The following is a 6,998-nucleotide window of genomic DNA, read 5'->3' as shown; positions in this document are numbered from 1 at the left end:
TTTTTTCACACTTGACACAAGGCGGCCTAAAATTTCTTAATTTGGCGGTTCGATCTTCTTCGGACAGATGGATATGCGGCTGTGCATATCCAGGGTGGCACAAAAGCTAAAAACAATGCTTTGCTAACAAGGGAGCTATCTTATGAAAATCCAGACGATCCTTGCCGCTGGCGCAATGACCGTTGCAGCCGTTGCCGCGCAGAACGCACAGGCAGGTGCCGTGCTTGACGGCATCAAGGCCAAAGGTTTCGTTCAGTGCGGCGTGAACACCGGCCTTCCGGGTTTCTCCGCTGCCAATGCCGAAGGTAAATGGGAAGGTATTGACGTTGACGTCTGCCGCGCAACCGCTGCTGCACTTCTTGGCGACGCGAACGCTGTTCAATACACCCCGCTGACCGCAGCACAGCGCTTCACGGCTCTGCAATCCGGTGAAATCGACATCCTGTCGCGTAACACCACTGCAACCACCACCCGTGATGCGAAACTGGGTCTGACCTTTGTCGGCATCAACTACTATGACGGTCAGGGCTTCCTGATCCCGAAAGCTCTCGGCGTTTCCAGCGCAACCGAGCTTGACGGTGCGACCGTCTGCGTTGAGCCGGGCACCACGACCGAGCTGAACCTCGCTGACTACTTCCGCGCCAAGGGCATGTCCTTCGAGCCGGTCGTTATCGAGAACATCAACGAAGCAACCGCTGCCTTCTTCTCTGGTCGTTGCGACGTTTACACCACCGATGCTTCGGGTCTTGCTTCCATCCGTACCCAGATGGCAGAAAATCCGGCTGACTATGTGATCCTTCCGGAAATCATCTCCAAAGAGCCGCTCGGCCCGGTTGTCGCCCAAGGCGACGAACAGTGGTCGGACATCGTTCGCTGGGCTTTTGCTGCAATGGTTGAAGCAGAAGAGTATGGCGTCACCATGGAAAATGTTGACGACATGAAAGCAAACAGCACCAACCCGGGTATCCAGCGTCTTCTTGGCGTTTCACCGGGCATGGGTGAAGCTCTTGGTCTTGACGAAGCTTGGGCATACAACATCATCAAGCAGGTCGGTAACTATGGCGAAAGCTATGAGAAAAACGTTACCGCCAAGCTCGGTCTTGAGCGCGGTCTGAACGCTCTGTGGACCGATGGTGGCCTGCAGTATGCATGGCCAGTTCGCTAATCGCTAGCAAACCGACTGCCTAAACCTACGAAGCTCCGCCCCACTGCCTGAACGCATGGGCGGAGCTTTTCGTTAGGTGCTTGCTGATTTTGGATACAATCTACACCTGAGGGTCATATGAGTAAGCCTCAAAATGCCCCGGGGGATGTTCGTTCCAAGGGCCTCGTTGATTATCTCAATGACGAAAACGTCCGTGCGGTGCTTTATCAAGTCGTCGCAATTGGACTGATCGTTCTTGCGGGCTGGTACCTGGTGTCCAACACCTTGTACAACCTTGAACAACAGAACATCTCAACCGGTTACGGGTTCCTTGATCTTGAAGCTTCCTTCGAGATCAGTGAAACCATGATCGATTACAGCGCCCAAAGCGACTATGCGACGGCGTTGATGGTCGGTCTTCTGAACACTGTGAAGGTGTCACTACTTGGGATCATTTTGTGTACGATTATCGGGACAATCTTTGGCATCGCGCGCCTGTCCTCGAACTGGATCGTTCGCAAACTTGCGACTGTATATGTTGAAACGTTCCGGAACATTCCGGTCCTGTTGCAACTGTTCTTCTGGTACGCACTTATTCCAAGCGCTTTCCCGCATCCACGCGACGCGCTGGAGCCTCTGCCCGGTGTTTTGCTGACGTCGCGCGGTATGTATTTGCCGGTGCCGGAACCTGATAACGCCTATACCCTTATGACCATTGCGGCCGTGATTGCCTGCGTTGTGATCTATTTCGTCAAGAAATGGGCCAAGAAACGCCAGGACGCCACAGGTCAGCCCTTCCCGATGCTTCTTGCCGGGATCGGTATTTTCGTCGGTCTCGTTCTGGCAGCCTATCTGGCAGGTGGCGCACCGACCGACATGAGCATGCCGGCCCTCAAAGGCTTTAACATTCAGGGTGGCTACAACATTTCGCCTGAATTCATGGCGGTTCTGATCGGGCTTACGGTTTACACCTCGACCTATGTTGCCGAGGTTGTTCGCTCCGGCATTCAGGCTGTTCCGAATGGCCAGTGGGAAGCTGCCGACAGTTTGGGCATTCGCCGTTCTATTGCGCTTCGCAAGGTGATCCTGCCGCAATCCATGCGTGTCGCGATCCCGCCACTGACCAACCAGTACCTTAACCTGACCAAGAACAGCTCATTGGCTGTTGCCGTCGGTTATCCGGATCTGGTTTCTGTTTCCAACACGACCATGAACCAGACAGGTCAGGCGATCGAGGCCATCTCGATCTTCATGTCGATCTATCTTGGTTTGTCCTTGTTGACCTCGCTCTTTATGAACTGGTTCAACAAGAAAATGACACTGGTGGAGAGGTAACATGTCAGAAAACGCAAAATTACCTCCTCTTCCGACCGGCACCTTTTCCGAGCGTGCCGTGGCATGGTCGAAAAAGAACCTGTTTGATGGATGGTTCAACACCCTCCTGACCCTTGGTTCGATTGCATTCCTCGTTTGGCTGATCCCGCCAATCGTCGAGTGGGCCATCATCAATGCGACGTTGGCGCCATCAATTGAGGCCTGCGCGGAAGCGACAGGTGCCTGCTGGGGGTTCGTTAATGCCAATTTACGACTGATCCTGTTTGGCACCTACCCGTTTGAAGAACAGTGGCGGCCGCTTCTTGCCATGATCCTTCTTATGGGCATCATTTGCGGCAGTCTGGGTGCGGTTAAGTATCCGAGCCTGCGCAAGGCAATCATCCCGATGTGGGTTATTGGTGTGCCGATTATTGCCATCCTCATGTGGGGTGGTGTGTTCGGCCTTACCTATGTCCAGAACAGCTATTGGGGTGGCCTGCCGCTGACCCTGATCCTGTCCTCGATCGGTGTGATCTTTGCCTTCCCGTTCGGGCTGCTGCTGGCACTTGGTCGTCAGTCGCACATGCCGGCCATCAAAACCGTTTCCGTGGTCTACATCGAAGTCATTCGTGGTGTGCCGCTGATTACGGTTCTGTTCATGGCATCGGTCATGTTCCCGCTGTTCCTGCCCGATGGTGTTACCATCGACAAGCTGCTGCGCGCGCAGATCGGTATTATCCTGTTTACCGCCGCCTACCTCGCCGAGGTATTCCGTGGTGGTCTGCAGGCCGTTCCGCGTGGTCAGTTTGAGGCTGGTGACAGTCTTGCGCTGTCTTATTGGCAGTCGATGCGTCTGATCATTTTGCCGCAGGCACTGCGTCTGGTGATCCCGCCGACCGTCAACAGCTTTATCTCCATGTTCAAGGACACCACACTGGTCGTGATCATCGGCCTGTTTGACTTCCTTGGCACGGTGAAGCTGGCACTGCGCAGTGACCCGGCCTGGACCAAATATTACGTCGAAGGTTATGCCTTCGCCGCGGCAATATTCTTCCTGATCTGTTTCTCGATGGCGAAATATTCCGCCTATCTTGAAAAAGAGCTTCGCAAAGGCGAACAAAGGTAAGGAGTGAGGAAAAAACAATGACTGTAGCAACTGAACCCACTACCGGCGCTGTGCCTCCTCCGTCCAAAGAGGATGTCATCACCGTCAACAAGATGAACAAATGGTATGGCAATTTCCATGTTCTTCAGGATATTGACCTGTCTGTTCGCAAAGGTGAGCGTATCGTTATCTGCGGCCCGTCCGGCTCAGGTAAATCGACGCTGATCCGCACCCTGAACCGCCTTGAAACCTATCAAAGCGGTGAAGTTTACGTCGATGGCATTTTGCTTGGCGACGATGTCAAAAACATCGAAGCCGTGCGCCGCGAAGTCTGCATGGTGTTCCAGCACTTCAACCTTTTCCCGCACATGACCGTGCTGGAAAACCTGACGCTGGCCCCGATCTGGGTTCGCAAGATGCCCAAGAAGCAAGCCAACGAACTGGCCATGCACTACCTTGAGCGTGTGCGAATTGCCGAGCAGGCCCACAAATTCCCAGGTCAGCTTTCCGGCGGTCAGCAGCAGCGTGTGGCGATTGCCCGTTCGCTCTGCATGCAGCCGAAAATCATGCTGTTTGATGAACCGACCTCGGCGCTTGATCCGGAGATGGTCAAGGAAGTTCTCGACGTGATGGTCGAACTCGCCAAGGAAGGTATGACCATGCTTTGCGTGACCCACGAGATGGGCTTCGCAAAAGAGGTCGCTGACCGTGTGATCTTTATGGATGCTGGCCAGATCGTCGAAATGGCTGGTCCCAAGGAGTTCTTTGATAACCCGAAAAGCGATCGTACAAAGCTGTTCCTCAGCCAGATCCTGTCGCATTAATCGGCTATCAAACACCCGATCTTTGCAAAACGGCCCCCATTTGCGGGGCCGTTTTCATTTTTGTAAAAATGATCCTTGCCCAGACCCGCGCAATTGCCGAAACTCGGCCCAACACGTTCATCATCCGGATTGCCAATGACCACGCCTGAAACCAGCTCCGCGACCCATCCGGCCTTTATCTCGGTTGAAAATCTCAGCAAACGGTTTGGCGACAAGCTTGCCCTTGATGATGTCAGCCTGCATCTTCCCAAGGGCGAAACCATGGCCATTATTGGTCCGTCTGCCGCAGGCAAAAGTGTTCTGATGAAATGTCTGGTTGGGATTTACGGGGCCGATGCTGGCAAAATCCTGTTGGATGGCGATGATGTCAGTCAAACCAATGCGCCCAAACGCGCCGCATGGGCCGAACGCATTGGCATGCTGTTTCAACAAAATGCCCTGTTTGACAGCCTGAAGGTTTGGGAGAACATCTGCTTTCGTCAGATTGAAACCGGCACTCTCAGCCGCAAGGAGGCCCGGGAACGTGCCCTAGATCTGTTGGGCCTCGTCGGTCTGGCATCAGAAAGTGCGGATTTAACACCAAGTGATCTGTCTGGCGGCATGCAAAAACGCGTTGGTGTCGCACGGGCGATTTCCACCGATCCCGCGATCCTGTTGCTGGACAATCCGACCGCCGGGCTTGATCCGGTTCTGTCGAACCATATCGAACGCATGATTGGCAAGATTGCAGAACAACGCGGGACCACGGTGATATCAATCACCAACGATATGCACATTGCCCGCACCCGCTATCAGAACCTGATGATGATGCATGACGGCAAAGTTTATTGGGCAGGTAAAACCAAAGATATCGATGACGCACATAATGCGCATCTGACCCAGATGCTAAACGGATCGTCACAGGGCCCGATCACCATGCGAACCGGCAAACGCGAAGACCACGTCTATAGCTAACGGCGCAAACACCCTGCCCCGTGCTGGAACTAGTTGGCTGTATAGACCGAAACGTCGGCTTCGCGGATCACATCGGCCCAAACCGGCCCCGGATGACGATCGGTAAACAGAGCGTCGATTTCAGAAAGATGTCCCAGGCGCACCATTGCACGACGACCAAACTTCGATGCATCCGTGCACAGGAATGTTTGGCGTGCGTTGGAAATAATCGCCCGCGCGACGCGCACTTCACGATAATCAAAATCCATCAAGCTGCCATCTTCATCGACGCCGGATATCCCGACAATCGCATAATCAACCTTGAACTGGTTGATGAAATCAATGGTGGCCTCGCCGATGACACCGAAGTCACGCTGTCGCACAACGCCGCCAGCAATGATCACTTCAAAGCCCTGATTGGCGGCACAGATTTCTGCAACATGCAGGTTATTGGTAATGATCTTAAGGCTTTTATGCCCCAGAAGCGCATGTGCGACTTCTTCGTTGGTTGTTCCGATATTGATAAACAGAGACGCGCCTTCGGGGATATGTTGCGCCACCAGCTTTGCGATCTCGCGCTTGCTGCCAAGGTTTAGAACCTGACGGTCGGTATAGGCGGTATTTTCGGTGGTCGAGACACTGGCCGCCCCCCCGTGATAGCGGGCAATCAGGCCTTCCTCGGCCATTTCATTGATGTCGCGTCGGATGGTTTGTGGCGTAACAGAAAAATGTTCGGCAAGGGTATCAATGGTCATAAAGCTGTTGGAGGCGACAAGCTCCAAAATCTCTCTACGACGCCGATCCAGTTTCCCCATGCCTCTCTCCTTCTGTTTTCAATTTTCATCTTTATTGGAAAATTTTCATTCCTGATCAAAATGCTTTCTCTTGAGCCATTTGGCAAGCCTTGTCCGCCGAAAGCAAATGCACGCACAACGCTGGCGGCGAACTTCGATAAGCGCAGAAAACAAAAAAGCCGGGTTTCATTCCCGGCTTTTTGCTTTTGACTTGGTGCCTATCACGCCTTTTTGCGTGCCACGATCCGCTCACGTACAGCTGGTTCGGTACCTGTGGGATCGACATTCCCCTCGCCAATCACAATCGCTTCACGCAGCAAGGCGGTTGCTTCTTCAAGCTGTGCCTCGTCACGGGTATGGGCCAGGCAAATTGGTGTCTCGGCCGAAACCGGCTGTCCGACTTTGATAAAATCGGTAAAGCCGACCGCAAAGTCGATCTTCTGATCCGCCCGCGTGCGCCCGCCTTTAAGCGACACCAGCGCAAGGCCGACCTTTCTGGCATCCATCGAAAGAACACGGCCGGTCCTGGCGGCCGTTATCGTGTTTATCATCGGGGCGGCTTCAAGATACTTGTTGGTGTTTTCGACAAAGTCCGCAGGACCACCAAGACTTGATACCATCTTGCCAAAGGTCTCGGCGGCCCTGCCGCTTTCAAGCGCCTCTGTTGCCATACGCAGGCCATCGGAAACATCGGCTGCCACACCACTAACGGTCAGCATTTCTGCCGCCAGCGCCATGGTGACGTCATAGACACGTTGTTCCTGGTGCTTTCCGGTCAGGAAGTCTATTGCTTCCTGCATTTCAAGTGCATTGCCCACTGTGTCACCCAGCACCTGTTCCATATCCGTCAGAAGTGCGACCGTGGGAACACCGTTGCGGGTGGC

Annotated in this window: 6 protein-coding genes and 1 pseudogene; 5 read left to right on the top strand and 2 right to left on the bottom strand. The window is 53.9% G+C overall.

The window, feature by feature from the left end:
* Positions 1-142 precede the first annotated feature (142 nt).
* The 5 genes from B3Z49_RS20875 (at position 143) to B3Z49_RS20855 (ending at position 5,341) form a co-directional block, all read left to right on the top strand.
* Positions 143-1,165 (top strand): amino acid ABC transporter substrate-binding protein, encoded by a 1,023-nt coding sequence (locus tag B3Z49_RS20875; RefSeq protein ID WP_063089710.1) that lies wholly within the window; start codon positions 143-145, stop codon positions 1,163-1,165.
* Between the two features lie 117 nt (positions 1,166-1,282).
* Positions 1,283-2,479: an amino acid ABC transporter permease gene (locus tag B3Z49_RS20870; RefSeq protein WP_296994499.1), complete on the top strand. Its 1,197-nt coding sequence runs from the start codon at positions 1,283-1,285 to the stop codon at positions 2,477-2,479.
* Position 2,480: 1 nt separating this feature from the next.
* Positions 2,481-3,584 carry an amino acid ABC transporter permease gene (locus tag B3Z49_RS20865; RefSeq protein WP_063089713.1) on the top strand — a complete coding sequence of 368 codons (1,104 nt, stop codon included), beginning with the start codon at positions 2,481-2,483 and terminating at the stop codon, positions 3,582-3,584.
* Positions 3,585-3,601: 17 nt separating this feature from the next.
* Complete coding sequence (locus tag B3Z49_RS20860; RefSeq protein ID WP_040823744.1) at positions 3,602-4,387, top strand: amino acid ABC transporter ATP-binding protein; 786 nt, start codon at positions 3,602-3,604, stop codon at positions 4,385-4,387.
* A 135-nt stretch (positions 4,388-4,522) separates the two neighbouring features.
* Positions 4,523-5,341, top strand: a complete 819-nt coding sequence (locus B3Z49_RS20855) for an ABC transporter ATP-binding protein (protein WP_296994494.1) — start codon at positions 4,523-4,525, stop codon at positions 5,339-5,341.
* A gap of 29 nt (positions 5,342-5,370) precedes the next feature.
* Here the strand turns inward: B3Z49_RS20855 and B3Z49_RS20850 are convergent, their stop codons facing one another.
* Both B3Z49_RS20850 and B3Z49_RS20845 read right to left on the bottom strand, forming a co-directional pair.
* A complete protein-coding gene (locus tag B3Z49_RS20850; protein WP_008890742.1) occupies positions 5,371-6,135 on the bottom strand; it encodes a DeoR/GlpR family DNA-binding transcription regulator in 765 nt (254 codons plus the stop codon).
* A gap of 200 nt (positions 6,136-6,335) precedes the next feature.
* Positions 6,336-6,998: pseudogene (locus B3Z49_RS20845) on the bottom strand (thymidine phosphorylase); the annotation flags it as partial.

Origin of the sequence: Thalassospira sp. UBA1131 (assembly GCF_002311515.1) — a bacterium.
Taxonomy (GTDB): domain Bacteria; phylum Pseudomonadota; class Alphaproteobacteria; order Rhodospirillales; family Thalassospiraceae; genus Thalassospira.
This window is presented reverse-complemented; position numbering and strand designations above follow the sequence as displayed.